Annotated in this window: 23 protein-coding genes and 2 pseudogenes; 10 read left to right on the forward strand and 15 right to left on the reverse strand. The window is 64.2% G+C overall.

The genetic code is table 11. From position 1 onward, the window contains the following. Positions 1–149: 149 nt before the first annotated feature. From BW975_RS17090 to BW975_RS17130, 8 genes and pseudogenes are all read left to right on the forward strand, one after another. The gene (locus BW975_RS17090; protein WP_170846627.1) at positions 150–890 is read left to right on the forward strand and encodes a helix-turn-helix domain-containing protein; all 741 of its coding nucleotides are present in this window, start codon (positions 150–152) and stop codon (positions 888–890) included. A gap of 102 nt (positions 891–992) precedes the next feature. Further along, positions 993–1,499: a 2Fe-2S iron-sulfur cluster-binding protein gene (locus tag BW975_RS17095; protein ID WP_076535595.1), complete on the forward strand. Its 507-nt coding sequence runs from the start codon at positions 993–995 to the stop codon at positions 1,497–1,499. Further along, positions 1,496–2,488, forward strand: a complete 993-nt coding sequence (locus BW975_RS17100) for an FAD binding domain-containing protein (RefSeq protein ID WP_076535550.1) — start codon at positions 1,496–1,498, stop codon at positions 2,486–2,488. The genes BW975_RS17095 and BW975_RS17100 overlap by 4 nt, the downstream gene beginning before the upstream one ends. After that, positions 2,485–4,692 carry a xanthine dehydrogenase family protein molybdopterin-binding subunit gene (locus BW975_RS17105; RefSeq protein ID WP_076535551.1) on the forward strand — a complete coding sequence of 736 codons (2,208 nt, stop codon included), beginning with the start codon at positions 2,485–2,487 and terminating at the stop codon, positions 4,690–4,692. Before BW975_RS17100 ends, BW975_RS17105 begins: the two co-directional genes overlap by 4 nt. A 220-nt stretch (positions 4,693–4,912) precedes the next feature. Further along, positions 4,913–6,769: a chemotaxis protein CheB gene (locus BW975_RS17110; RefSeq protein ID WP_076535552.1), complete on the forward strand. Its 1,857-nt coding sequence runs from the start codon at positions 4,913–4,915 to the stop codon at positions 6,767–6,769. Continuing rightward, positions 6,711–7,733, forward strand: a complete 1,023-nt coding sequence (locus BW975_RS17115) for a PAS domain-containing protein (protein WP_076535553.1) — start codon at positions 6,711–6,713, stop codon at positions 7,731–7,733. The genes BW975_RS17110 and BW975_RS17115 overlap by 59 nt, the downstream gene beginning before the upstream one ends. A 99-nt stretch (positions 7,734–7,832) precedes the next feature. Next, positions 7,833–8,837: pseudogene (locus BW975_RS18315) on the forward strand (sensor histidine kinase). After that, complete coding sequence (locus BW975_RS17130) at positions 8,815–9,171, forward strand: response regulator (protein WP_076535556.1); 357 nt, start codon at positions 8,815–8,817, stop codon at positions 9,169–9,171. Before BW975_RS18315 ends, BW975_RS17130 begins: the two are co-directional and overlap by 23 nt. A gap of 65 nt (positions 9,172–9,236) precedes the next feature. On the opposite strand, the gene BW975_RS17135 is transcribed toward BW975_RS17130, so the two are convergent. From BW975_RS17135 to BW975_RS17165, 7 genes are all read right to left on the reverse strand, one after another. Beyond that, positions 9,237–10,253, reverse strand: a complete 1,017-nt coding sequence (locus tag BW975_RS17135; protein WP_076535557.1) for a C45 family autoproteolytic acyltransferase/hydolase — start codon at positions 10,251–10,253, stop codon at positions 9,237–9,239. Between the two features lie 111 nt (positions 10,254–10,364). Next, entirely contained in the window at positions 10,365–11,444 is a 1,080-nt protein-coding gene (locus tag BW975_RS17140) for an extracellular catalytic domain type 1 short-chain-length polyhydroxyalkanoate depolymerase (RefSeq protein WP_076535558.1), read from the reverse strand. A 27-nt stretch (positions 11,445–11,471) separates the two neighbouring features. After that, complete coding sequence (locus tag BW975_RS17145) at positions 11,472–11,888, reverse strand: CopG family transcriptional regulator (RefSeq protein ID WP_076535559.1); 417 nt, start codon at positions 11,886–11,888, stop codon at positions 11,472–11,474. A 65-nt stretch (positions 11,889–11,953) separates the two neighbouring features. Further along, a complete protein-coding gene (locus tag BW975_RS17150; RefSeq protein WP_076535560.1) occupies positions 11,954–12,898 on the reverse strand; it encodes a YihY/virulence factor BrkB family protein in 945 nt (314 codons plus the stop codon). 69 nt (positions 12,899–12,967) lie between these two features. Beyond that, complete coding sequence (locus BW975_RS17155) at positions 12,968–14,221, reverse strand: DUF3618 domain-containing protein (protein ID WP_076535561.1); 1,254 nt, start codon at positions 14,219–14,221, stop codon at positions 12,968–12,970. Next, positions 14,211–14,609: a phage holin family protein gene (locus BW975_RS17160; RefSeq protein ID WP_076535562.1), complete on the reverse strand. Its 399-nt coding sequence runs from the start codon at positions 14,607–14,609 to the stop codon at positions 14,211–14,213. The genes BW975_RS17155 and BW975_RS17160 overlap by 11 nt, the downstream gene beginning before the upstream one ends. Further along, positions 14,606–15,175: a hypothetical protein gene (locus BW975_RS17165; protein ID WP_076535563.1), complete on the reverse strand. Its 570-nt coding sequence runs from the start codon at positions 15,173–15,175 to the stop codon at positions 14,606–14,608. Before BW975_RS17165 ends, BW975_RS17160 begins: the two co-directional genes overlap by 4 nt. 307 nt (positions 15,176–15,482) lie before the next feature. Between BW975_RS17165 and BW975_RS17170 the strand changes: the two genes are divergently transcribed. Continuing rightward, complete coding sequence (locus BW975_RS17170; protein ID WP_170846626.1) at positions 15,483–17,645, forward strand: PAS domain-containing sensor histidine kinase; 2,163 nt, start codon at positions 15,483–15,485, stop codon at positions 17,643–17,645. Positions 17,646–17,841: 196 nt separating this feature from the next. On the opposite strand, the pseudogene BW975_RS17980 reads toward BW975_RS17170, so the two are convergent. After that, a pseudogene (locus BW975_RS17980) lies at positions 17,842–17,949 on the reverse strand (transposase domain-containing protein); the annotation flags it as partial. Here BW975_RS17980 and BW975_RS18475 point away from each other — a divergent pair. Continuing rightward, positions 17,896–18,132, forward strand: coding sequence for a hypothetical protein (locus BW975_RS18475; RefSeq protein ID WP_418314386.1), 237 nt, complete (start codon positions 17,896–17,898; stop codon positions 18,130–18,132). The pseudogene BW975_RS17980 and the gene BW975_RS18475 sit on opposite strands and share 54 nt — an antisense overlap. 76 nt (positions 18,133–18,208) lie before the next feature. Here BW975_RS18475 and BW975_RS17180 read toward each other — a convergent pair whose 3' ends face one another. From BW975_RS17180 to BW975_RS17210, 7 genes are all read right to left on the reverse strand, one after another. Beyond that, positions 18,209–18,919 (reverse strand): RraA family protein, encoded by a 711-nt coding sequence (locus BW975_RS17180; protein ID WP_076535566.1) that lies wholly within the window; start codon positions 18,917–18,919, stop codon positions 18,209–18,211. Positions 18,920–18,957: 38 nt separating this feature from the next. After that, complete coding sequence (locus BW975_RS17185) at positions 18,958–19,716, reverse strand: SDR family NAD(P)-dependent oxidoreductase (RefSeq protein WP_076535567.1); 759 nt, start codon at positions 19,714–19,716, stop codon at positions 18,958–18,960. Continuing rightward, a complete protein-coding gene (gene hisD, locus BW975_RS17190) occupies positions 19,713–21,041 on the reverse strand; it encodes a histidinol dehydrogenase (protein WP_076535568.1) in 1,329 nt (442 codons plus the stop codon). Before hisD ends, BW975_RS17185 begins: the two co-directional genes overlap by 4 nt. Positions 21,042–21,066: 25 nt before the next feature. Then, a complete protein-coding gene (locus BW975_RS17195; RefSeq protein ID WP_244512632.1) occupies positions 21,067–21,819 on the reverse strand; it encodes an HpcH/HpaI aldolase family protein in 753 nt (250 codons plus the stop codon). Continuing rightward, positions 21,819–23,723, reverse strand: coding sequence for a TRAP transporter permease (locus BW975_RS17200; protein WP_076535570.1), 1,905 nt, complete (start codon positions 23,721–23,723; stop codon positions 21,819–21,821). The genes BW975_RS17195 and BW975_RS17200 overlap by 1 nt, the downstream gene beginning before the upstream one ends. An 80-nt stretch (positions 23,724–23,803) precedes the next feature. After that, entirely contained in the window at positions 23,804–24,769 is a 966-nt protein-coding gene (locus BW975_RS17205) for a TAXI family TRAP transporter solute-binding subunit (RefSeq protein WP_076535571.1), read from the reverse strand. An 88-nt stretch (positions 24,770–24,857) separates the two neighbouring features. Beyond that, complete coding sequence (locus tag BW975_RS17210) at positions 24,858–25,895, reverse strand: LacI family DNA-binding transcriptional regulator (RefSeq protein ID WP_244512631.1); 1,038 nt, start codon at positions 25,893–25,895, stop codon at positions 24,858–24,860. Positions 25,896–26,060: the final 165 nt, after the last annotated feature.

Raw genomic sequence — 26,060 nt, forward strand, 5'->3', positions numbered from 1 at the left:
CGAAGCACTCGAGGCATGGAAAATCGCGGCCAATGTCGCTTGATGTGAGATCGGCACGCCAACCTGAAGACTGGCTGAGTTAATGTGACAACACCCCTTTTGCTGTAAATCTGGCCTATGCCTGCAGCCTGCTGCCCTCGATCGCCGAGGTGTGCCGCCGCATCGGCATCAATCGCCAGCAATTCAACAAGTATCTGGCCGGGGCGGTGCGCCCGTCGCGGCACAATATGCGGCGGATCTGCGACTTTTTCGGTGTGACCGAATCCGAGCTGCTGATGGAGCCTGCGCGCTTTGCCGGCCTCGTGTCGCTGCGCAAGCCCGCAGGCCGGGGCGCGGCGCCGCAATATCTGGACGCGGTCGAAAATCTGCACCGCCTTTCGGGCGAGATGGGCCAGTATGTGGGCTGGTATTTCCGCTACTTCTACACGTTCGGCTATCCGGGCCATATCACCCGTTCGCTGGCTGTCATCACCGAAAAGGACGGGCGACACCTGTGGAAGAATATCGAGACGGGCACAGATCCCGACAAGGCGCAATCGCGCTTCGTCGGCAAATACGAGGGGCTGGCCTTTCATCTGGGACACCGCATCCACATCATCGAATATGACGTGCTGGCGGCCAGCTCGATCACGCAACTGATGCTCTACCCGTCCTATACGCCGCGCCCTGGCCATCTGCGCGGGGTGCAGACGGGCGGTTCGATGCGGCGGGGCCGCAAGCCCGCGGCCTCGGCCGTGGTGCTGGAATTTCTGGGCGAGCGCATCGACATTCGTCGCGCCTTGGCCCGCTGCGGCCTGTTCGAGCCCGATGAGGTCGACGACTGGATCAAGCGGCTGATCGAGAACAGGATCGACGCGGGCGAATGGGTGTTTGAGATCGACGAGATCTGACGGCGCCGCCCATCCGCCGCCAATCCCCGGTGGAACCGGGATCCCCCCGGCGGGTTGTAGCCCCATGCGGCAGCAACGCCATGCGCGGGAGCAACCTCAATGATGAAGACCACCCTGACGATCAACGGCACCTCACATGATCTGGAGGCGGACGCGCGTACCACGCTGCTCGATGCGCTGCGCAACCATCTGGATCTGACCGGGTCCAAGAAGGGCTGCGACCACGGGCAATGCGGTGCCTGCACGGTCATCGTCAACGGGCGGCGCATCAACAGCTGTCTCACGCTGGCCTGCATGCATGACGGGGACGAGATCACCACAATCGAAGGGATCGGAACACCGGGCAGCATGGCCGCGCTGCAGGATGCCTTTGTGCGGCATGACGCCTATCAATGCGGCTATTGCACGCCCGGCCAGATCTGCTCGGCCACGGCGATGCTGGAAGAGCTCCGCGAGGGCTGGCCCAGCAATGTATCCGACAGCCTCGATGCAGAGGTGCGGCTGACCGCGCAGGAAATTTCCGAGCGGATGAGCGGCAATCTCTGCCGCTGCGCCGCCTATCCCAACATCGTCGCCGCCATTGCCGAGATCGCGGAGGACAAGACATGAGGCCCTTCGACTACGAGCGCGCCACCGATACCCAAGGCGCGGCCCGCGCCGCAGAGGACGGCGCCACGATCATCGCGGGCGGCACGAACCTGCTGGACCTCATGAAGCTGGAAGTCATGGCGCCGGAGCGCCTGATCGACATCACCCGGCTCGACCTGAAGCGGATCGACGAGACGCCGGAGGGCGGTTTGCGCATCGGCGCGCTGGTCACCAACAGCGATCTGGCCGCGCATCCCGCCGTGCGGCGCGATCATCGCGTATTGTCGCGCGCCCTACTGGCCGGGGCATCGGGGCAGCTGCGCAACAAGGCGACGACGGGCGGCAACCTGTGCCAACGCACCCGCTGCTATTATTTCTACGACACCGACATGCCCTGCAACAAGCGTCAGCCCGGCTCTGGTTGCCAGGCGATTGGCGGCGCCACGCGCCTGCACGCAATCCTTGGCGCCAGCCCGCAGTGCATCGCCACCCATCCCAGCGATATGGCCGTCGCGCTACGCGCGCTCGGTGCCGAAATCGAAATCGAGGATACCGGGGGCGAAACCCGCCGCCTGCCCCTGCAAGAGTTCTACCGCCTGCCCGGTGACGCGCCCCAGCATGATAACACGCTTGCGCCCGGCGATCTGATCACAGCCGTGATCCTGCCCGCGCCGGTGCCCGGGGCGCGGCACGTCTATCGCAAGGTGCGCGACCGCGCGTCCTATGCATTCGCGCTGGTGTCGGTCGCTGCCGTGGCGCGCATGGACGAGGGCCGGATCGGGCATATCGCGCTGGCCTTCGGAGGGGTGGCGCATATGCCTTGGCGCGATGGCGCGGTCGAGGATTTGCTGGCAGGAGAGACGCCTTCCGATGCGCTTTTTGCCGAGGCGGCGGATTTGCTGCTGAAGGAGGCTCAAGGCCATGGTGGCAATGATTTCAAGATCCCGCTCACCCGCAGAACGCTGAAGGCGGTGCTGCGCGAGGTCTGCAGCGCGGAGGACGCGGCATGAACAAGACGGTCACGATGGACGCACCCGCAACCGAGCGGCGCCTGGATGACATGGTGCAAGGGCTGGTGGGCAAGCCGCTGGACCGGCCCGATGGTCCCCGCAAGGTGACCGGAACCGCGACCTATGCGCATGAATGGAATTTGGCCGGGCGCGCCTATGGCGTCTTTGTTCCCGCGCCCTTTGCCCGCGGTACGATCACCTCGCTGGATACTGAGGCGGTCGAGGCGATGGACGGCGTCTTGCGCGTCATCACTGATGCACGATTCCTGCGCAATCCGGCGCAGGGCACCGCGAATGAGGCGCCCATCCAAGGCTGGGATGATGTGCATTACATGGGCCAGCCCGTCGCGTTGGTCGTCGCCGAAAGTTTTGAAGCGGCGCGGCATGGCGCGCAAAACCTGTCGATGACATGGGAGGCGCGCGACGCGACTTTGGACCCAGATACGGCCCCAACCGATGCGGGCGAGGATTTCGCCCAAGGCGATCTGGACGCCGCGATGAAGAACGCCCATGCCAGCGTCGATGCCACCTACCGCACCCCCGGCCATAACAGCGCGGCGATGGAGCCGCATTGCTCGGCCGCGGTGTGGCACGGCGATGAGCTCACCCTTTATGGCAGCTATCAGATGGTGAATTTCAATGTAAACGAGCTGGCCGATGCGCTGGGGATTGACGCCGAAAAGGTGCATATGCGCGTGCCCTATGTGGGCGGCGGCTTTGGCTCGAAACTGGGCATCGCGCCCGAAGCGGTGGCCGCCGCCATCGCCGCCAAGGAATTGGACCGCCCCGTTGTGGTCGCGCTCAGCCGCCCGCAAGTGTTCGAGGCGACGATGCGCCGGTCGGAAACGCGCCAACGCCTGCGCCTTGCGGCGGATGCGGATGGCAGGCTGACCGGGATCGGACACGAGGCTCTGGTCTCGAACCTTACGGGCGAGGAATTCTCCGAGCCGGTGACGCAGTCCACCCATTTCCTCTATGCGGGCAAGCACCGCAAGCTGGCCATCGATATCGCGCGGCTGAACCGGACCTGCGCCGGATCGGTGCGCGCGCCGGGCGAAGCGGTGGGCATGCCCACGCTGGAAAACGCCATGGACGAGCTGGCCGAGAAACTGGGGATCGATCCCATCGAGCTGCGCAAGCGCAACCTGCCGGACTGCCACCCCGAAAGCGGGCTGCCATATTCGTCGCGCAAATATGCCGAGGCGATGGATGCCGGCGCCAAGGCGTTCGGCTGGGACCAGCGCAACCGCACGCCCGGCGCGCGGCGCGAGGGCGAATGGCTGATCGGGCATGGCATGGCGGGCGCCAGCCGCGTCAATATGATCGGCCCGGCTTCGGCGCGGGTAACGCTGGATCTGGATGATGCTGGCCAGCTGCGGGCCACGGTCGAGACGGACATGACCGATATCGGCACCGGCACCTACGCCATCCTCAGCCAGATCGCGGGCGAGATGCTGGGCCTGCCGATGGATCGCGTCACGGCGCGGCTTGGCAATTCGGACCACCCCAGCGGCTCTGGCTCGGGCGGTTCGATCGGTGCGTCCTCGACCGGCTCGGCGGTGTTCCTCGCCTGCGAGGATCTGCGCGCGGCGATCTGCGCGCGGCTGGGCTGCGACGAGGGCGAGCTGACGCTGAAGGACGGCACCGCAACTGCGGGTAATGTGCGCCGGGCGCTTGGCGATATTCTGGACGGAGAGGCGCTGTCGGCGACAGGCACCGTGCAGCCCGGCGACACCGCCAGCGATGTCAGTCAGGCGTCATACGGCGCCTATTTCTGCGAGGTCGCGGTCAATGCCGTCACCGGCGAGACGCGCGTGCGCCGGATGACTGGCGCATTTGGCGCGGGGCGCATCCTAAACGCCAAGACCGCCACATCGCAATGCTATGGCGGCATGACCTGGGGCATCGGCATGGCCCTGACCGAAGAGCTGATTCATGACGCGCGCGACGGCCATATCGTCAACGCCGATCTGGCCGAATACCATGTGCCGGTCAATCTGGACGTGCCGCAGCTGGACGTGATCCTTCTGGACGAGCGCGACGACTGGGCCTGCCCGATCCAGACCAAGGGCATTGGCGAGCTTGGGTTCTGCGGCGCGGCGGGGGCGGTGCTGAACGCCATCTACAACGCGACGGGCGTACGCGTGCGCCACTATCCGGCGACGCTGGACAAGATCATCGCAGAGCTGCCCGAGCCGGACTGACACGCGGGCGCGGGACGTTGGATGCGGCGCGTAACCTGTCATCGATCTGGTCTGCGCCGATGCCTCATCACAGATCACACCCCGCCCCGGCCACGCCGCCGGTGCTGGCAATTCGCGCTTGGTTGCTCTTTCGAACATACTTTGCTTTTATCGGTCCACAGCATTTGCAATTCCCTCTTTGGTTGACTGAAGCGAATGTCTTTTAAGGAAAAGAGGGCCGATGGACGACGCGCGCGACGACACCCACCAGATTACGTCTCACCCCATCGTCGGAATCGGCGCCTCGGCCGGGGGTCTGGAGGCGCTGCAGGAACTGGTCGACCGTATCTCGCCCGATAGCGGGGCGTCCTATGTTGTCGTGCAGCATCTGTCGCCCGACCACACCTCCATCATGGATCAGCTGCTGCAGGCGCATACCCGCCTCAGCGTCCGCCAGATCGAGGACGAAATGACGCTGGAGCCGGATGCGATCTACCTCAATCCGCCGGGGTCCGAAGTCACCGTCGAAGGCCTGACATTGCGGCTGCACGACCGCCCGTCCTCGGGGCATCTGCAGGCGCCCATCGACAGGTTCTTTCGGGCGCTGGCCGATCAGCATGGGCGCGGCGCCTATTGCGTGATCCTGTCCGGCACCGGATCGGACGGCACCGAGGGACTGCGCGCGATCAAAAGTGCGGGCGGCATTGCCATCGTGCAGGAGAGCGGCAATGCGCGCTTTCCCGGCATGCCCAACAGCGCCGCCGCCACCGGGCAGGTGGATTTCATCCTGCGCGCCGCGGACATCCCCGCGCGGCTTGATGACATCATCCGCCACCGCACGCAGCTGAACAGCGCCGCCGACCGCGACGCGATCCAGTCCGATATCGAGAGCAAGCTGCCCGAAGTAGTCGCGGTGCTGGAGCGCAATTACGACCATGATTTCTCGGAATACAAACCCGGCACGCTGGTCCGGCGGATCGAGCGGCGCATGTCGCTGCAACGGCTGCGCTCGGTCGATACCTACCTCAGCCGTCTGGGCGAGGACGAGGAGGAGGCCAAGCGTCTCTTTCAGGATTTCATGATCGGGGTCACGCGGTTCTTTCGCGACGAAGACAGTTTTGACGCACTAAGAAAGCAGGTAATCGAGCCGCTGATGGCGCAGCGGCCCGATGCCATCCGGGCGTGGGTGCCGGGCTGCTCGACCGGCGAAGAGGCCTATTCCATCGCGATCCTGCTGGTCGAGGCGATGCGCAAGGCGGATATGCAGATCCCGCTGCAGGTGTTTGGCAGCGATATCGACGTTGCGGCGCTGAGCCATGCACGCGAAGGGCTCTACCGGGCCGGTGCCGTCAATACCCTGCCCAATCCGATCCTGAACGCGTATTTCCGCGAGGAGGAGAAGGGCTGGCGCACCATCCCGCTTTTGCGCGAGATCTGCGTGTTCGCGCCCCATAACCTGATCCAGGACCCGCCCTATTCCCGGCTTGATCTGATCACCTGCCGCAACCTGATGATCTATATGTCCTCGACCCTGCAACAGAGGGTGATCCCGCGCTTTCACTTTGCGCTGAACACCAGTGGCGGTCTGATGCTTGGCCCGTCCGAGGGGCTGGCGGGAGAGGACGCGCTGTTTGATGTGGTTGACAAATCGCACAAGATTTTCCGCCGCAACGACACTGCGCCGGTGCATTACACCGCCCTGTCGGACCGCCGCCCGCAAGCGCGGGCTGGCCGCACGGCGCAGACAAAGGTGGTTCCGCCCGGTGATCCGTCCAGCCGAACCTACAAGGACCGCACGTCTCATGAGAGGGACGCCGAGCGCGCCTATTTGGCCGAGCATGCCGCGCCCTTTGCGCTGATCGGGCGCAAGGGCGCGGTCACGTATCTGTCGCGCGAGATGTCGCGCTTTGCCCGTCCCGCGCATGGCACGCCGTCGACCCAGATCGACGCGTTTCTGGCCGAGGAACTGCGCCTGCCGGTGCGCGGCGCCATCGCCCAGGGCGGCGGCATCGTCGAAGCGCGCCGAGCTGCGCAACATCGTGGTGCCGGACGACGGCGAGAACCGGCTGTTCGACATCACCGTCGCGCCGGTCGATGACCGGACGGACCAACTGCTTTTGGTGCTGCACCCGGTCCGGTTTCGCGGCTCGGGCGACGCGGCCAAATCTGTCGAGGCGCGCAAATCCGAGGACCGCTTCATGCTGGAGCGCGAGCTGGCCTCGGTCCGCGAACAGCTGAGCCAGATCCAGCACGAATACGAAAGCTCGACGCAGGAGGCCGACAGCTCGCACGAAGAGCTGCTCTCGATGAACGAGGAATTGCAGAGCAGCAACGAAGAATTGGAGACCTCGCGCGAGGAACTGCAATCCATCAACGAAGAGCTGGAGACCGTCAATTCCGAGTTGAGCGAGAATAACCGCCAACTTGTCCGTGCCAATAGCGACCTGAAAAACCTCTTTGAGTCCACCGATCTGGCGACCCTGTTCTTGGACAAGTTCCTGTCCGTGCGCAGCTTTACCCCCGCCACCACGCGGCTGTTTGGCGTCAAGGACCGCGATATCGGGCGGCCTATCCGCGATCTGTCCTCGCGCATCGACTATCCCGAACTTGAGGCCGACGCCGAAGAGGTCCAGCGCAGCCTGCAGATGATCGAACGCGAGGTGACGATTACCGCCACCGACGAGACCTTCATCCTGCGCATCCGCCCGTACCGCACCACCGATGACCGGCTGGATGGCTATGTCCTGGCCTTCTACGACATCTCGGAGCGCAAGCGCGCCGAGAAACAGCTGGCCCGCAACGAGCGCGATCTGGCCCGGCGATATGGCGAGCTGGAAACCCTTTATGACACCACGCCCGTGGGCCTGTCGCTGATGGACCGCGAATTGCGCTGGCTGCGGATCAATCAGGAACTGGCCGATATCAACGGCTTTTCAGTCGAGGACCACATCAACAAGCGGCAGGAAGAGCTGATCCCCGATATCGACAGCCGCATATCGGACCAGATGCAGCGCGTTTTCGAGACTGGCGAGGCCATTCGCGGCATTCGCGTGGACGGCTAGACCCCAAAAGACCCGGATCAGGTGCGCCATTGGATCGTCGATTACTTCCCCGTCACATCCGACGGTGAGGTGTTCGCCCTTGGCACCTGCGTGCGCGAGGTGACCGAGGAGTATGCCCTCAGCCGCGATCTGGCGCAAAGCGAGGCGCGCCTGCGGACCGCTGCGACGCAAAGCCCCATCCATTTTGTCCAGATTGATGAGCATGCCAGTATCGTCTGGGCGCAGGGCGGCCTGCCGGGCCTGCCCACACCCGATGACACATTGCGCGCGCTCAACGAAGGTATGCCACGCGATGTCAGCGAGGCCATCGAAGCACAAATCGTAGCCAATCGCGAGGATGACCTGCCCAAGGTCTTTGACATCCGCCTCACCGTCGACGGCGAGGATCTTTGCTATCAGGTCAATCTTGACCGGTTTCGACAGGTTCCGGCCGAGGATGACTATATTCTCGTCTTCACCGATGTGACCGAGCGCCGGGCGCTGGAAGATCGCCAGCACGTCCTGCTCAGCGAATTGCAGCACAGGGTCAAGAACACGCTGGCGACGGTCTCGGCCATTGCGCGTTTCCTGGTCGCGGGCGCCGACACGCCCGAAGCCTAACGCAAGAGACTGGACGAGTGTCTCAGTGCGATCTTGCGCACGCATGACCTGCTGACCAACGCGGATTGGAGAGGCACCACATTGGGCGAGATCATCGAGATCGAAGCCGCCGCCTATACCGACCGACCGGACGAGCGCATTCGCCTGACCGGGGACAGGTTGGTGTTCAACCCGCGCGAGGCCGTCAGCATCGGCATGGGCATCCATGAACTGCTGACCAACGCCGCGAAATACGGCGCGCTCAGCACGCGGGACGGCGAAATCCACATCAAGACCGAAAACCACGGTGGCCGCCGCCTGATCTGGACGGAACGAAACGGGCCGCCTGTGGTTAGACCCGATAACGAGGGATTTGGTAGTTTCCTGATTCAAAAGGTATTGCGCGCCGAATTGCAGGGCCATATCGAAATGAACTTCAAAAAGGCAGGATTGGAATGCCGGATAGAGCTGCCCCCTACGGCTCTGTCGGAGGAGGAAGCCCATGCGCCGGATACTGGTTCTTGATGACGAGGCATTGATCGCGCTCGATCTGGCGGGGGTGCTGGAGGATGAAGGCTTTGCCGTCTGCGGGCCGTATAACAGCGTTGATGACGCCCTCGATGCCATCGACGCGCACGCGCCAGACGGGGCCATTCTCGACGTCAATCTGGGTCAGGACAAAACCAGCGCGCCTGTCGCTGACCGTCTCGGCCAGCACGACATCCCCTTCGCCTTTCTGACAGGCTACGAGCAGATCGACGAGAAGCTTGAAGAGAGGCATCGGGACAGGCCACGGCTGGGCAAGCCGTTTGACCGGACCAGAATTGCCACCCTCGTGAGGGGCATGCTTGGAAATTGAACGCCCCTATTGCCGCCCTATCGCGTGCCCCCGCCGCCGAGTTGCGGGGGCCAAGGGCAGATGCACTACCATGACGCGCCACAAGCCGGGGACCGCGGCGGGATCTTACTCAGGTAGTATTCAACGCTTTTGTGATTGCCGGCGGCGTAATCGCGTCCGACCTCGCACCAGTCGACCAGCGCGGCGCGCGTCCAGTCGGGGCCGCCGGTTGCCAAGGCAGCAGGCTTGCCGGGCAGGCGCGCGTTGGCGCTGAACGTGATCTCGCGGGTTCCCGGCTCGAACCTCTCCAGCGATTGGTGCCACTGTTCATATGGCCAGATCAGCCGCATGGTGCCCGCCTCGGGATCATATTCGGCGGTGAAAAGCGTGCCGAACCCTTCGGCAAAGCGGTCCTGATATAGCGGCGCGCGCGCAAACCCCTTGTGCAGATCCGCCGACTTGGCATCGAGGCCGAGCAGATGCGCGTGCCTTTCGAAGGTTCGGGTGAAGTCCGGCCGGTCGGGGCGGCCAGCGCGCTGATGATTGGTCGCCACGGCGTGCGGCATGACATTGGCGCCGCCGCCGGGCAAAACCTCGACGCTGGCGCTGTCACCCGCGCGGTCCGCCAGGACGATGTTATAGGCCATGTGGGACGGCACGCGTTTCAGCACCGCAATCGCCTCGGAGACGGTCTCGCATGTCTCCAGCACGTAGCGCAGGATCGTTGTGATGCCAAAGCCCTTGGCGGTCTCGGATCTGCCGCCATAGGCGAGGGCGACGGCGAGGCCCGCATCATTGATGCCATCGGACAGACCCCAGAGAAATTCGACCATGCCCATAACGGGCCGCACCCATTCGCTGCGCAGCAAAAGCCCCTCGTTCAGCTCGGGCGAGAGGTCGTAATTCCGCACGAGGCGCACGCCCGTCTCGTCCGCCAGCGCAGCCAGAGAGCAGCCGCCCAGATAGGTCGGCGGGCACCATGTCGCCAAGAACCGCGCCGCGCGGTCGCTGCCGCCCGAGACGGCGACCAGCTGATCATAGGTCGCCACCAGTTCGGGCATGTGGCGCAGCATCGCGGCCCGGCAAGCGTCCCGGTCCGGCATCGCCGCCGCGCCCTATGAACCAAGCCTCGTAGGCGGGCCACGAGCGTTGCCAGCGGGCGTGCCACGCGGGCCCGGCGCGCCGCTCGGAGACGGCATCGAATGTCATGGTGGTCATGTCAGGTCATCTTTCGCATCTGGCTCCAGGAAAAAACGGATCATTTCGGCGCTGGCATCGGGGCCGGCGGGGTCGGCATAGCTGCCGCCCGGCTGTCCGCCGGACCAGGCGTGGCCCAGCCCCTCGATGCGCCACTGTTCGGTGTGAATTTGTGACTCGGCGCCCCATGTCAGGCTGCGGTGATAGCGGCGCCCGCCTGCGGTGCCGCGCTCCTCGCTTGTGAGGACGGGGCCTTTGACGCCAGCCTCGGCCATTGCGGCGATGGCGCTGCCATTCGCGGGGTGAACGGTGCTGTCATTCGCGCCATGCAGGACAATGGTGCGGGGCGCGAAGGTGGCGGGGGGCCGTGTGACGCCGCCATTACCGGCCATCGCGGCAAAGGCCGACGGCACGTCATGCGCGGCCCCCAGCGGCAAACCGGAATGCGCGCCGACGGCGGCAAAGACATCCGGATAGGCATGGCCCAGGATCACCGCCATCGCGGCGCCCGCCGAAAGGCCCGCCACGAAGGTGTGCCGGGGCGCAATGCCATGGTGCTGCGCGATCTGGCGGGTCAGGCCCGCGATGATCTCGGGCTCGCCCCGGCCACGGGCCTGATCGCCCTTCGAAAACCAGTTCCAGCAGGTTTGCGCATTGGCGCCGCGCGATTGCTCGGGGTAGATCACGATCAGGCGGTGCGCTTCGGCATGGGCATTCATCCCGGTGCCAAGGGCGAAATCCTCGGGCGTCTGGGTGCAGCCGTGCAGCATGACGACGAGGCCATTTGCGCCCGCGCTGGCGGAGGCGGGGATATACGTGCGATAGGCGCGCGTGCCGCTTTTGCCGCTGTGCTGGCCGCGCGCGAAAGTCGCGCCTTGCGGCAGGTCCGGCGCCGTCTCGCCGCGCGCGCCTTGCCCCAGCCCGGCCCGCGCCAGCGCATCGCGGATGATGCCGCCCGCCCGGTCACCGCCAGTGCCGCCGCCATCGCCCAGCCCGTGGCGGGCCAGTGTCTGCCGGACCAGCGCGGCTGGGTCCATCTGCGCGTTGCGCATGCCTTCAGGAGCCGTGCGCCATGCGCCGGCGTTCAGTCGTTTCATGATCTTCTTTCCGATTGGGGGAGGGGGCTATCTGATCCGGTCGGCCAGTGCTGTCTTGATCTCGGGCGAGGCCTGAAGCGCGCCCAGAACGGTGATCGAGCCGATGGTCGCTAGGGCCAGCTCGGGCGTCACGTCGGGTGCGATGCGCGCGAGGCCCACCACCTTGACATGCAGCACCTCGCCGCGCGCGCGCAGATCCTCCAGATCGGCGCTGGTGTAGTCCCGCAAGCCCAGCTCCATCGTGTGCCGCTCGACCGATTTCGAGACGATCTCGGACTGGGCGTCGATCTGGTTGCGGATGGCGGTGCGAATGAAGTCGCTTCGGTTGGAATAGAACCCCTCCTGCACCAGAAGGTCGATCCGGCCCAGATCCACAAAGCCCAGATTGATCGTGATCTTTTCGTTCTCGGGCTGTTTGTCGCGCAGCTGTTTGACGTTGGTCATCTTATATCTCCATCCATATGGATGGTATATGGATGTTTTTCATCCCACGCAAGCCTTTTCGTCGCTCAGCCCTGCGCCTCGCCCAGCCGGTCGGCCTTTTGCGCGTCGCGCTGGCCCATCGGCTGATCCTCGCCCACGGTGGTGTCGTACCGCGTCTGGGCCTCCATCTCGGCATTCAGCTCGGCCCCCATAAGGACGATATAGGCCGAGATCCAGAGCCACATCAGCAGCACGATCGCGCCGCCAAGAGAGCCGAAACTCTCATTGTATGATCCGAAATTGGCCGCATAGATCGCAAAGCCGATCGAGGCGACGAGCCAGACAAGACAGGCAATGACGGCGCCCGGCGAGGCCCAGGACCATTCGGGTTGATCGCGGTCGGGGCCAAAGCGGTAGAGGCAGGCCAGCGCCACGGCCAGAAGGACCAGCAGCAATAGCCAGCTGGCGCCGGTGATCGCCATCTCCACTACGGGTCCAAGCTGCACGAAGGCGAGCACCGCGGGCACGGCGGCCATCAGGGTCAGGGCGACAACGGCCCCCAGGATCAGCGCCAGGGTCAGCCCGAAGGTGATGACCTTGAGCCAGAGAAAGCCGCGCTCTTCCTCTTCGTCATAGGCCACGTTCAGCCCCTCGATCAGGCTGCCGACACCCTTCGACGCCGAATAAAGCGCCAAGAGGATGCCCAGCACGGCCGCAAGTCCCAGTCCGCCCTCGCGCGAGCCGGCCACACCCTCGGCCTGGTCGATGATGATGGTCGCCACTTCCTGCGGCATGACATCGGTCAGGGCCTGAAGCTGGGTCACGATCTGCGATGGCTCGACCAGAAGCCCGCCGATGGCCAAAAGCGCGGTCAGCGCCGGAAAGATCGCAAGTAGGGCATAAAAGGCGACGCCCGCGGCAATCAGGCCAACATGGTCGCGTGCCATCTCGTCCTTGACGCGCAGGGCGATATCCTTCCAGCCCTTGGCCGGGATCCGGGTGGGCTTTTCGGCGTGGCGGCCTCGGGTCATGTGGGTCTGTCCTTCCGGGGTGCGTCATAAAATGCGGGCGGCCCCGACAAAGGGCCGCCCGGCGACGTGTCAGCTCTCGCGCTTTGCGTCGTCCTTGATGTCGCCAAGATTCTCGTGCTTGGCCTTTTCCGTCGCGGCATCGGCAACCTTGTTGGCCGCCGACTTGGCCTTGTCCGCGGCGGTCGCCGCCGCGTCCTTGACGTCGCCTTCCAGGTCCGAGGCCACCGTCTTGGCCTCGTCCACACCGGCCTGGACCACCTTTTGGGCCTTCTCGACCTCCTCGGCATAGATGCGCTCGGCCTCTTCATAAAGGTCATCGCTATAGCCGCCGATATATTCGTCCTCGGTGCGGGTGCGGGGCAGGGCGCCCGCAATGGCGGCACCGACGGCGAAGGCCACGGCGCCCACGACGAGCGGATGATCGTCGTAGAAATCGGCGGCCTGATCGGCGCCGCGGTTCAGGCGGCGGCCCGCCTCGTCCCGCGCATCAAGGGCGCGGGCGCGCGCAGCGGCGATGCGCTCGCGCGCTTCCTGGGACAGGTTCTCGGTCCCTTCGGTCAGGCGGCGCTGCACCGCATTGGCGTGATCGCTGGCGCTGCTCCAGACATTGCCTGCGCTGTCGCGCACCCGTTGGGCAGCACTGCTGGCACTGTCCGACACGGTTTCGGCGGCGTTGCCTGCGCTGTCACGCACCGAGTCCGCTGCGGAGGAGACGGCGCCCGCCGCAGAGGAGGAGCCGGAGGCGACCTTGTCGCGCGCATCCTCTGCGGCGCTGCGGGCCTTGGCACCCAGACCGTCCGAGGAGTGGCCCGAGGCGGTGCCCCGGCGCTCGCCTTCGTCCCAATCGCGCGCCCACGAGGGCGCCGACGGGTGGCGCCCGCCGGTCACGGTTTTCGGACCCGCATAGCCGGCACCGCGCCGCGCGGCACGGTCGGGTGCGCTGTCATCGAAATGCCGCGCGTGACCGTGATCCGTATCCCACTCGCGGTCCCGCACGAATGTGGCAGGCGGCCGGGCGTCGCGGGTGCGATAATCGCGGTCGCGGTCGCGGTCATCGCGGCGGTCGCTGCTGCGGTTGCCTCCGAACATCAGCCAGGCAAGGCCCGCGCCGGTCACGGCGAGGGCGACGGGGTTTTCCCGCGCCGACCGCGCGACCGAGCGGCCAAACTCGCCGCCATGTTCGCGGAATTGGTCGCCCAACTGCTGGAATACACCGTCGAGTGAGAAACGGTCCTGCAGCCCTTCGATCGAATCCTTCAGGCCATCACGCTCGCGCTCGATTTCGCGCTCGATTTCTTCGGGAGTTCTGGAATCATTTGTCATCGTAGGCTTCCTTAACTGCGTTGGCATCCCGCTGGACGTTCTTCGCGGTGCGCGAGGGCGCCAGGCTGGACAGCTTGAGATCATTCGTACCCTTGCCGAGAAGGACGAAGGCGATGATTGCCAGTACGACACCGACGATCAGCGCGCTCCATCCGCCATCAATGCCCGCCTCGGTCAGCGCCGCGACGAGGGCGGCGGACAGCACGTTCAGCGAGGTGAGCGCGATGATCGCCGCAGCCACGATAAGCCCGATGGCGACGCCGGCACGGTTGAGGTTTTCGGACACTTCCGCGCGGGCAAGGTCGACTTCCTTGCGCACCAGCGAGCTGACATGGTTCAGCGCATCGCCCAGCATGTCCGTGGTCGATTTTTTGGTCGGATCGCTCATGATGCACCTCCTGTGGTGGTTGTGCCCGTCGCGGCCGTGCCGTGAACGGCGGGCGCTCCGGTCTGGACGTTGGTTTGCACGGCGGTCCCGCGGCTGGCATGGACCGAACTGGCCGAGACCGGCGCCGATGTGTCCGCGCCGTCATCGCCCCGGCGCGCCGAGGCCGTCGCAAAGCGCGTGGCCGCAAACCCGGCCAACGCGGCGCCGCCCAGAAAGAGCAGGGGATTGCGCTTGGCAAAGCTGCTGATTTCATTGGCCATCTCGCCCAGATCCTTGTCGCGGATCTGGTCCGAGACGTCCGCGAGGCTCCCGGCGATCTGGCCGAAGGTACGCTCTTGCGGCGATCCGTCGCGCATGTCGTCGGCGGCCTTGCGCAGGGCCGAGGCCACGTCGGACACTTCGCCGGCCACGCCCGATTTGGCGCTTTCGGCGCGGCGGCTCGCTTCGCTGCGCACGGCGCCGGCGGCGTCCTTGGCGGTCTCGCGGGCGCTCTCTTTCAAGTCTGCAGTTGCCGTCTTGGCCTGCTGCTTGAGGTCTTCTGACGTCTTCGAGGTTGGGTCGGTCATGATGCTCTCCTTTACAGGTTAAAACGCGAGATTGAGGATGGCGAGGACCACCACGATCAATCCAATGAGGTAGATAACTGCGTTCATGGGGGATCTCCCTTCAGCTTGCGTCTTCACATGCGTGTGACATGCCAAGACAATCTCGAAAGCGGTCAAAGGTTCCCGTTTTGCGCGAAGAGCGGGCGGGCGCATAATAATTTTCATTTGGATGGACCTGTGGTAAACACGAGCTTGTGACGCGACCGCGTAAGTCGTTGACTGCCACCATCGAGCCCGGCTGGCGCGTAACTGAGATGTGGGGGGTATGATGAAGGCGCAGGGAACTGCAGGTGACTTTCCTATCAGCGATACGATCCCGAATACGGGCGGCTACGAATGGCGCGTGGCGGAAAACAAATTGCGCTGGTCCAATGGGGTGGCCAAGATCTGTGGCGTCACGTTTGGTCCCGGAGACGAGGCCGGATTTCTGGATTTCGTGCATCCGGACGACCGGATGCAGGTCGAGGCCCGCATATCGTGCTACCTTGGGGCGGGGTCCAATTATTCACACAGCTTTCGCATCGTCCGCCGCGATGGGCAGGTCCGCACCATTCTGGACCGTGGCCAGATCGAGCGCGCTGCCGATGGCACCGTCACAGCGTTTCGCGGCGTGGTGATTGATACCACGGATGATGTAATGCCGGCAGCGCCCCCGCCAAAGGCAGAGCCCGACGCGATAAACCGGCATTTGTCCCGGTTGGTCGGCCGCGCCTCCGGTTTGGGCGCATATGAGCTGGATGTAGAGACCGGTGCTGCGACGTGGTCAAAGGAATTGCTCCGGATATTGGGCCGCCCGGATGCTCTGTGTTCCGGGTCGATGGAGATGGCGTTGCAGATGGTCCACCCCGATGACCGCCAGAGGGTGCGGGGCGACATGGCGTCGGCGCTGGACCGGACCGGCCCCTATGATCTGGAATATCGCCTGTTACTGGGAAAGGGCGACGTGCGCTGGGTTCGTGATCGCGGCGATGTCATTGGCGGCGGTCCGGACAGTGCGGACGGCCCGGCGCGGGCGGTCGGTGTCCTCATTGACATCACGCGCAGAAAGATCGCCGAGGAATCTTTGGCCTCTACGGATGCTTTGCTTGAGGCGCTTTTCGAAAATTCGCCTGTCGGAATCGGTGTCTGGGACCGCTCGTTCCGATACCTGCGCGTCAACCGCAAGCTGGCCGAAATCAACGGCCTGCCGGTCGAGGCCCATATAGGCAGGACACCAGAAGAGCTTTTGCCTGGTCTCGAAGGGATTCAAGCGCTTTATGCAGGATGGCGCCGCATCCTGAGAACTGGTAAGCCCTGGCTGGACGTCCAGTTGACAGGCAAGACACCGGCGGATCCCGACGCCCTCAAGGTTTGGCGGGTCCATTTCTTTCCGGTCGAGACCGGGGGCGAGATCGTCGGGATTGCAGCAACCGCAGAAGATGTCACGGCAGAGCATCACGCCGAAATGGCTCTGCGAAACAACGCGCTTCAACTCCAGCGTATTCTGGATGGAACCGTCGGGTTCGTCGGCATTCTGGATATCGACGGCACCGTTACCGAAGCAAATGCACCGGCGCTGACGGCCGCGGGCCTGGTCCGTTCGGATGTCATCGGACGACATTTTTGGGATACCCATTGGTGGAGCTATGACGCGGACGTCCGCGCGCGGCTGAAATCGGATGTGCAACAGGCCGCCGCGGGTCAGCAGATCAGGCACGATGCCAAGGTCCTGCTCAAGGACGATCAGAAAATCACGATCGACTTTCAGCTCTCACCGGTGACCGATGACACGGGCCGCGTGACGCATATCATCCCTTCGGGCTTTGATGTCACCGATCGTAACGAGGCGTTGGACCACCTTCAGATGTTGATGGCCGAGGTCAATCATCGGTCAAAGAACGTCCTTTCGCTGGTTCAGGCAATCGCGCGCCAAACGGTCAAAACCAGCCCGGATGACTTTCTGGAAAAATTCTCGTCGCGCATCGGCGCCCTTGCGCAGGCACAGGATCTGTTGGTTCAGGCCAACTGGGCCAGCGTCGATCTGCGTACCTTGGTCACCTCGCAGCTGGGCTATTTCAAGGACTCCATCGGCCAACGCATCCAACTTTCGGGGCCCGATGTGATGCTGTCGGCACAGGCGGCACAAAGCCTGTCGATGGTATTGCACGAGTTGGCAACCAACGCGGGAAAATACGGCTCGCTTTCCAATGCCGAAGGTCGGGTAGACATAGATTGGACCGCCGAGAACATTGAGGGCATGCCCTTGTTGTCTTTGACATGGGCTGAACATGGAGGGCCTCCGGTGACGCCTCCTCAACGCACTGGGTTTGGCTCTTTGTTGATCAACACGATGATTGAATCGGCGTTCGACGCCAAGTCCGAGATGACCTACGATCCAGCAGGCGTCGCCTGGCGTCTGACGCGCGGCGCGACGGGAGTCAGACACACGTGAGCCAGCCATCGCTGATATCGGCACAGATGGCGGCGCGCAGTGGGGGTCAGACAATAAAAAACCAGACCGCACTGCGCATTAACATAATAAACCTTATCAGAAATGCTGCTGTAATAGCGGCACACTCTAAACTGGGTTGCGACAAATCCCCTATCTTGCTGGAAAGCAAGGAGAACAGTAGATGTCCCACGCGGGTTCAGCTTGACGGCGAGAAGTTCCATGGCAGGAGTTCGTCGATCCTGCTTTGCGGATGACCGGCGGCGATGGCTTCGAGGGTGGCCGTGAGATAGGCGAAGGGCTCGACGCCTTTGATGCGGACAGCCCGCTTCGTCAGATCATTGGAGACCCGATTGCTGCCTCGGATGCCTTTGTCCAAGGCCAGTCAGTAAACTTCAATATCATCAGCGCCGAGCGCGTCTCCGACGGAAGGGGCTTCAAATTCCTCACCGATATCGTCGTGATGTATCTGCAAAACTCAGACCCATGAATTGTTTCTCTATTGTTTTCGTAGTGGTCGAAATATGCTGCTTCGGGCCGGGCAAGCCTGCAAGTCAAGGAGGGCATCAAGTCCTTTCGGCTTCGAACTTGGCCCAAGCTTTTTCGAGTCTAGTGATGTCGAAACCGGGCGCACGCGCGGCGTCGAGGATGATCCGCTCGTTGGCAAATACAGTTTCTACCGCCTGCTTCAGGGTCGGAATAACCTCGGCCGGGATGACGAGCGCGCCATGACGGTCGGCATGGATCAAGTCTTCTTGCCCCACCCGCATTCCCATGATGCTGACCTCGCTGCCAATCTCGGTGATATGGACATAGCCATGGCTGGGGCCGATGGATCCGGCGAGCACCGGAAAGCCCTCGTCGATCACATCCAGATCGCGCAGGACGCCGTTGGTAACGGCACCAGCCAGCCCGAGGCCTTTGTGGACGGCCACATGTACCTCGCCCCACCAGCCGGCGATGCAGTTCGGGTAATCGACATCCTCCACGACCGCAACAGTCGGGCCGGCTCCACCCGCCATGGCGCGGAAATAGTCGAGCCTTCTGGCGCGCACGACTTCCGGCGGCTCGGTGGAGGGGGCGACGCCGGAGATACGGGCGGTTCTGGCATAGCCCACTATCGCGGCTGTACCGGGCTGCGAGTGCTGCATGGTGCCGCGCGTGAACCTGCCAAAACCCCGCTTGCCTTGCGCCACCTCGATGGCATTGCAGACGGTCGGCGTGTCTACCTGTCGTAGCAGGTCTAGCAGGCCTTCGGGTAGTGCGCTTTCAGACATGCGGCTATCATCCTTTTGTCAACAGTCTTGGGAAGGCCTCAGCCCGCAGTCCACCCTCCGTCGATCATCTGCGCCGATCCGGTGACGAGGCTTGATGCGTCCGAGGCCAGGTAGACAACGGCCCCCATGACGTCCTCGACCTGCCCGACACGTCCAAGCTTGATCTTCCGCTCGAGCCATGCGCGTTTCTCGGGGTCCGCGAATGTGCTTTCGGTCAGCGGCGTGCGGATGAAGGTCGGGCAGACCGTGTTGATGCGGATGCCGAGGGGGCCGAACTCCATCGCCATGGCCTTGGTCATCCCCTCGATGGCATGCTTCGAGGCGCAATAGACAGCGCGGTCGATTCCGCCGACATGACCCATCTGGCTGGAGATATGGATGACCGAGCCGCCCTTGCCCGCGCCCTTCAGCGCGCGGGCGGCACGTTGCGACAGGAAATAGGCGGCGCGGAGGTTCACGTTCACCACCGCGTCGAAATCGCCTGGTTCAGTGTCGAGTGCCGGACTGTGACGCGCCAGACCCGCGGCATTCACCACAACGTCGAAGGGCCGGGCGAAGAGCGCGTCCAGCGCATCGAGATCGGTGATGTCGGCCGTTTGTGCCTCGGCCTGCCAGCCTTGGGCGCGCAATGCCTCGGCGGCCTCTGTCAGCGGTCCGTCGCGCCGCGCGGCGCAGGTCACATGCGCGCCCGCTTCGGCCAATGCGGCGGCGCAGCCGAGGCCGATCCCCGACGAGGCGCCGGTCACGAGCGCGCGCTTGCCCTCGAGACGGAAGGAGGGCGTCCGGGGGAGCGTCATTCGGCCGCGTCCTTGACCTCGGCCGCGGCCCCGTAGGCCACGTTGTCCCCGCCGTAGCGGCGCACGCGCAGATTGCACTGCTCGGCATGGCCGACGAAGCCCTCGAGCATGCAGAGCCGCGAGCCGACGCGCCCGATCTCGGCCGCCGCCGCGTCACTCGTAACCTTCTGGTAGCTATGCGTCTTGAGGAACTTGCCGACCCAGAGCCCGCCGGTATAGCGCCCCGCCTTTTTCGTGGGCAGGGTGTGGTTGGTGCCGATCACCTTGTCACCGTTGGCGACGTTGGTGCGCGGCCCGAGGAAGAGCGCGCCGTAGCAGGTCATGTGCTCGAGGAACCAGTCGTCGCGGTCCGTCATCACCTGCACATGTTCGGACGCGATGTCGTCCGCGACCTCGAGCATCTCGTCATAGGTGTCGCAGACGATCACCTCGCCATACTCCTCCCAGCTCACGCGGGCGGTGTCGGCGGTGGGCAGGATCTGCAGCAGGCGGCCCACTTCCGAGAGCGTCTCATCGGCCAGCTTGCGCGAGTTCGTGACCAGAACGGCCGGCGAGTTGTAGCCGTGCTCGGCCTGGCCCAGAAGGTCGGTCGCGCATATTTCCGCATCGACGGTCTCGTCGGCGATCACCATGGTTTCGGTCGGTCCGGCGAAAAGGTCGATCCCGACGCGGCCGAAGAGCTGGCGCTTGGCCTCGGCGACGAAGGCATTGCCCGGGCCGACAAGCATATGCACCGGCTCGATCGTCTCGGTCCCGAGGGCCATCGCGCCCACGGCCTGGATGCCGCCGAGGACATATATCTCGTGCGCGCCGCCGAAATGCATGGCGGCGATGACGCCGGGATTGGGCTCGCCCTGCCAGGGGGGCGTCGCGGCGACGATGCGCGGCACGCCGGCGACCGAGGCGGTGGCGACCGACATATGCGCCGAGGCGACCATCGGGAACTTGCCGCCGGGCACGTAGCAGCCGACGGATTGCACGGGGATGTTCTTGTGCCCGAGGATGACGCCCGGCATCGGCTCGACCTCGATATCGGTCATCGAGGCGCGCTGCGCTTCGGCGAATGCCTTGACCTGGTCCTGGGCAAAGCGGATGTCGGCCAGCTCCTGCGGCGACAGCTTGGCGATGATGCGCTCGATCTCGGCCTCGGACAGGCGGAAATTCTCGGGCGAGTAGCCGTCGAATTTTTCACTGAGCTCGCGCACGGCGGTGTCCCCGCGCGCCTCGATATCGGCGAGCGTCCGCTCGACGATCGCACGCGTCTTGGCGTCGTCCTCGCCGCGTTCCGCTTCGGATTTGCCTCGTTTGAGATAGTCGATGGTCATGATGTCGTCCCCCGTTCTGCGGTGGTCATTTCGGATCGGAGAGGCTGCCCTGCCAGTCGGCCACGGGCGCGCCCCGGAGAATGGCGGTGTGATCGGAGCCCACAACGAAGAGCCGCGCGCCCGCCGCGTGATGCGCCGCCAGATCCTCGTGCGGCGCGCAATAAAGCCCGGTCGCCGCGCCGGGCGTGCCGAGGATCCGGGCCGTTGCCTGCGCGATCTCGGGATCGAAGAAATCATCCTTGCCCGAGCCGACGGCCAGATCGGCGCGGCCCACGAAAAGGCCGTCGACGCCCTCCACGGAGGCGATGTCGGCGGCGTTCTCGGCGCCCTCGGGATCCTCGATCTGGCAGATGAGGGCCACGTCGCCGCGGTCCGCGCCGAGATGTTCATGCAGGGGCCGCTTGCCATAACCGGCGGCGCGCGTCGTGCCGGCAAAGCCGCGCCCGCCGGCGCCATAGCGCATGGCGCTGAGGATGGCGCGGGCCTGCCCGGCGGTGTTCACATGGGGGATCAGCAGGCCGGCCGCGCCCGCATCCATGACCTGCAGGATCGTCGCGGGCCGGTCGTCGGGGAGCCGGACCACCATGTCCAGCCCCAGCGCGCGGCCGGTTAGAATCGCCGTGTCGATCTCGGCGCGCCCGAACGGCGCGTGTTCCGCGTCGATCACCACCGTATCGAAGCCGGCCATTGCCAGGATCTCGAGGATCATGGGGTGCGGGGTCTTGTAGAAGGTACCGAGGACCGTGTCCCCGGCGTTCAGGCGATGTCTCAGCCTCATCATGCTGCCTTTCGCTGGGTCGGGGTGGCGGGGGTGTCGCGGTGCCGTGCTTCGGCCCAGATGAGAAGGGCCAGCAGCGCCGCACCGCCGAGGGTCGCCCACCATGGCGCCAGGAGGGCGAGGCAGGCCGGAGCGGCCCAGACCGGGATCGTCCAGGCGCGGCCCTGCAGGCGCGCGCCGCCCAGAAGATGCGCCATCGAGATGGCGAAGACAGCGCCCGATATCAGGGCGCGGGCGATGCCTTCGACGCCGCCGCCCCCGAGCATTCCGGGGTAGGCGAGAAACAGCATCGGCAGGACGTAGGCGGTGGCCCCGAGCCGCAGCGTCTGCCCCGCGACCTGCATCCACGGCGCCTTGGCGATGGCGGCGGCGACGAAAACGCCGAGGCAGACGGGCGGCGTCATCACCGACAGCGCGGCGTAGTAGAGCACGAACATATGCACGGTCAGCGGATCGATGCCCTGCTGGATCAGCGCGGGGGCAAACACGGCGGCGACCATCACATAGGCCGCAGAGGTCGGCAGGCCCATACCTGCGATGAGGCATACGACGGCCATCAGCGCCGCGATGAGAGGGATGTTTCCCTGCCCGACCGCCAGAACGGCGGAGGTGATCGCGACCCCGAGGCCGGTGAGATTGATCAGCCCCACAAAGACTTGCGCGCCCACCAGAAGGATGCCGACGATCACGATACCGCGCCCGCCCTCTTCGAGGGCCCGCACGACGATCCACAGCACCTCGCGCAATTCCTGCCCCGCCCATACTCGCGCCGCGATGACGGCGGCGATCATGGCGAGCATTCCGTAGCAGGCGGTAAGCTCGACCGAGTTGCCGTTGATGATCCCGAAGGCCAGCCCGCCGAGCCCGGCAAAGATCGGCGCGAGCCGTGGCAGCGAGACCGCGCCGCGCCAGTCGGGCAAGTTCTCGGGGCTCACCGGCTGGAAGCCGCGTCGCCGCGCGATGACGTGGACGGTGGAATAGACGCCCAGATAGAAGAGGATCGCCGGGACGATCCCGGCAAGGGCGATCGACCAGTAGTTGATGCCCACCAGCTCGGCCATGACGAAGGCCGCGGTGCCCATAATGGGCGGCGCAAGCTGGCCGCCGGTCGACGCGACCGTCTCGACCGCGCCGGCATAGGCGGGCGGGTATTTCAGCCGCTTCATGAGCGGAATGGTGAAATTACCGGTGGTTGCCACATTGGCGACGGTCGAGCCGTTGATCGCCCCGAAGAACCCCGATGCGAAGGTCGCGATCTTGGCCGCTCCGCCGGGCCGCGCGCCGCCCAGCCGCGCGGAAAGCTCGAAGAATGTCTCGCCCGCGCCGGTATGCAGCAGGATCGCCCCGAAAAGGACAAAGGCTGCCAGCGTGGTCGAGGCGACATTGACCAGCATGCCCCAGAGGCCGCGGTCCGAGAGGAAGATGATCTCGGTGATGTAGGACGCGTCAAAACCGCGATGCCCGAAACTGCCGGGGATCATGTCGCCGAAGAAGGCATATGCCACCGACAGCCCGACGATGATCGGGAACACCAGATTCGAGGTGCGGCGCGACAGCTCGAGGATGACCGCGAGCGTGCCGAAACCCATGAGCATGTCCCAGGTCGTCGCCCAGGGCAGCTCGGTCATGATGCGCTCGAAATTGACGATGATGTAGGTGATCGAAACCGTCACGGTCAACACCATCACGGCATCGATCGCGATCCCCAGCGGACGCAGGCGCGAGTCCGGCCAGAGTGGATACATTAAAACTCCGAGCGTGGCGATGATGCCGACGAAGATCCCCCTTTGCACGAGGGATTCGAAGGGACCGGAAAACGACGTGTAGAAAATGAAGATGCCGAGAAAGATGGATAGCGCCGAGATGATGCGGCCGCGCAGGGTGGGCGGTTCAGCACTCGCCATGTCGTGATACTCCGGTTTTCATCATGCGATACGGTCAGGATCTGGCGCCGGCCCTGATAGGGGCCGGCGCCGCAATCATGTCAGCGCAGTCGATCTGGGACGGTGTAGCCGGCCTCTTCGTAGTAGCGGATGGCACCCGGATGCAGCGGACTGGTCGCGTAATCCAGCGTCAGCTGCGCGAGGTCCTGCCCCTTGACGGTTGGAAAGGCGGCGGCCTGTGCATCCATGTTCTCCATCACCGCCTTAGTGATGTCATAAGCCGTCTCATCGTCCATGCCGGGACGGGCGGAGACACCGATCATGAAGCCCCAAGTCTTGTAGGCGCTGGTATTTTCCATATCGCCACCCGGCATTTCGACGATCGAAAGCTCCGGGAGGTTCTCCTGGATCTTGGCGACCTCTTCGTCACTGAGGCCGACGACCTGAAGGGGCGTGAAGGCGGCGATGTCTGTGGTCAGTGCGTCGAATTTCGTGCCCACGGCCGATTTGACGAACCCTTCCGAGCGGTCATCTTTGATTGCGTTCGCGAGTTCCCCGTTCGTCCCGCGGACCCAGTCCGGCTGGATGTCGAGGAGGCCGAAAACATCTTCGGAGGTAGCTTCGGTCGAGGAGCCGCGCATTCCCGGCCCCATTGTTACACCGTCGAGGTCGGACAGAGATGCATATTCGCCGTCGCGCTGCATCACGACGTTCTGCGGTGCCAAAGAGTAGGCCCATAGTAGCTTGGACTCGATGGGATTGCCTTCGAACGCCTTTACGCCGTTATAGGCATGATAAAGCGACGACGTGGTGATCAGACCGATGTCCAGCTGGTCGCGCGCCATCCGTTTGAGATTGTCGACTGTCGCGCCGGTCTCGACAACGCTTGCCTGATATTCGTCGGAAAGCGCGTCGTTCACGATGCTCGTGAGCGCCGCAAAATAGGCATAATGCGCGCTCTGAGAGTTTGTCGCGCCAAAAGCGAGACGCTCTTGGGCATCGGCGCCGCCTGCAAGAGCGCCGGCGGCTACGAATGCAGCCCCGCCGAGTATGGATTTGGTGAACATGCTGGTCTCCTCCCGAGATGCGTTAGCAAAAAAAGCAAACTGCTTCGGCGAAAAGATTGCAATATTTTCCAATTCGAATGAAATTATTTCATCCGTGGGTCGCGCGAAGGCGCATCTCGCCAGGCAGGATCCGGATGCCGCCGTGCGCGCTGTCAGGATCAAAGATCATACCCACCGCCTGATGCAGCATCCGGCGCACTGGCTGGCGCACGGTCGTGAGGCGATAGCTTTCCCATGAGGCCATGGGAATGTCGTCAAACCCCACCACCGCCACGTCCTCCGGCACCCCAACGCCCATACGCCGTGCGGCGTCCAGCGCGGCGAGTGCCATGAGATCGTTGCAGCAAAAAAGGGCGTCGATGCGCGGTCTGATTTGGAAAAGTCGCTCTGCGGCCCCAAACGCGGCTTCATATTGAAAGCCGCCCACTTCGGTCGCGAACACGTCCTGTGCCGCGTCGCGCAGCGCATCCGAAAGCCCGCGCGCGCGCTCGAGATGAGTGGAGGTATCGATCCTGCCCCCGAGGAAGCTAACCCTTTGCCGCCCTCCGTTGATAAAAAGCGCTGCGACATCGCGCGCGCCGGCATAATTATCGCAACAGACCGCATTCGAGTGCCTGTCTGCCTGTATCCGGTTGTAATGGACGACCGGCATGCGGGCGGCCTTGCAGGCCCGTCCGAGCCGTGACGACATCACCGCCGACGCGACGATCGCCCCGTCTACCCGGTAGTCTAGCACTTGCTCGAGGACATCATCGACCAGTTTGCCCTCGGGGATCGTATGAAAGATCATCCGGATTCCACGCTCGAACAGGATTTGTGACATCACCTCAATGGTCGCCGGATAGAAGGGGTTGAGAATGTCCCCCACGACAAGCGCAACAGTTGGGTGGGCGAAACCGTCCGAGAACCTTGCAGTGGGCCCCGAATACCCAAGCTCCTTGGCGACGGCAAGTATCGTGGCGCGTGTGTCCGAGGCTATGGACGCACCGGGACGAAAAGCTCGGCTGACCGCAGAAACAGAGTAGCCTGTCCTATACGCGATGGTCTTTGCTGTCACCTTGGTCAAACCGGAACGGTCCCGTTTTTCTGGACAGGCTCGCGGCGGTGCCGAACCTGTTTTGATCATTCATCCCTGTTCTGGCTGAGCTACACCCGCGACACCAGCTCGCAGACCTGCGTGGATATCGGCTTTTGCCATGGCAACATATCCCGATAACACGTCTGCAGATAAGAATTTGTCCATGATTATCGAGACCAGTCAACATCATCGCTGATCTGCCCCCGCCGAGTG

It is taken from the genome of Roseovarius nanhaiticus, assembly GCF_900156535.1.
In the GTDB taxonomy this organism is placed as follows: domain Bacteria; phylum Pseudomonadota; class Alphaproteobacteria; order Rhodobacterales; family Rhodobacteraceae; genus Roseovarius; species Roseovarius nanhaiticus.

Coding starts and splice junctions, on each gene's coding strand:
- BW975_RS17140 (WP_076535558.1), bottom strand. CDS start 11,444: ATGAAACGACTGAACGCCGGCGCATGGCGCACGGCTCCTGAAGGCATG.
- BW975_RS18475 (WP_418314386.1), top strand. CDS start 17,896: ATGACCGGCGGCGATGGCTTCGAGGGTGGCCGTGAGATAGGCGAAGGG.
- BW975_RS17145 (WP_076535559.1), bottom strand. CDS start 11,888: ATGACCAACGTCAAACAGCTGCGCGACAAACAGCCCGAGAACGAAAAG.
- BW975_RS17110 (WP_076535552.1), top strand. CDS start 4,913: ATGGACGACGCGCGCGACGACACCCACCAGATTACGTCTCACCCCATC.
- BW975_RS17150 (WP_076535560.1), bottom strand. CDS start 12,898: ATGACCCGAGGCCGCCACGCCGAAAAGCCCACCCGGATCCCGGCCAAG.
- BW975_RS17185 (WP_076535567.1), bottom strand. CDS start 19,716: ATGACGCTCCCCCGGACGCCCTCCTTCCGTCTCGAGGGCAAGCGCGCG.
- BW975_RS17170 (WP_170846626.1), top strand. CDS start 15,483: ATGAAGGCGCAGGGAACTGCAGGTGACTTTCCTATCAGCGATACGATC.
- BW975_RS17160 (WP_076535562.1), bottom strand. CDS start 14,609: ATGAGCGATCCGACCAAAAAATCGACCACGGACATGCTGGGCGATGCG.
- BW975_RS17165 (WP_076535563.1), bottom strand. CDS start 15,175: ATGACCGACCCAACCTCGAAGACGTCAGAAGACCTCAAGCAGCAGGCC.
- BW975_RS17105 (WP_076535551.1), top strand. CDS start 2,485: ATGAACAAGACGGTCACGATGGACGCACCCGCAACCGAGCGGCGCCTG.
- BW975_RS17095 (WP_076535595.1), top strand. CDS start 993: ATGAAGACCACCCTGACGATCAACGGCACCTCACATGATCTGGAGGCG.
- BW975_RS17200 (WP_076535570.1), bottom strand. CDS start 23,723: ATGGCGAGTGCTGAACCGCCCACCCTGCGCGGCCGCATCATCTCGGCG.
- BW975_RS17210 (WP_244512631.1), bottom strand. CDS start 25,895: ATGATCAAAACAGGTTCGGCACCGCCGCGAGCCTGTCCAGAAAAACGG.
- BW975_RS17100 (WP_076535550.1), top strand. CDS start 1,496: ATGAGGCCCTTCGACTACGAGCGCGCCACCGATACCCAAGGCGCGGCC.
- BW975_RS17195 (WP_244512632.1), bottom strand. CDS start 21,819: ATGAGGCTGAGACATCGCCTGAACGCCGGGGACACGGTCCTCGGTACC.
- BW975_RS17155 (WP_076535561.1), bottom strand. CDS start 14,221: ATGACAAATGATTCCAGAACTCCCGAAGAAATCGAGCGCGAAATCGAG.
- hisD (WP_076535568.1), bottom strand. CDS start 21,041: ATGACCATCGACTATCTCAAACGAGGCAAATCCGAAGCGGAACGCGGC.
- BW975_RS17135 (WP_076535557.1), bottom strand. CDS start 10,253: ATGCCGGACCGGGACGCTTGCCGGGCCGCGATGCTGCGCCACATGCCC.
- BW975_RS17130 (WP_076535556.1), top strand. CDS start 8,815: ATGCGCCGGATACTGGTTCTTGATGACGAGGCATTGATCGCGCTCGAT.
- BW975_RS17180 (WP_076535566.1), bottom strand. CDS start 18,919: ATGTCTGAAAGCGCACTACCCGAAGGCCTGCTAGACCTGCTACGACAG.
- BW975_RS17205 (WP_076535571.1), bottom strand. CDS start 24,769: ATGTTCACCAAATCCATACTCGGCGGGGCTGCATTCGTAGCCGCCGGC.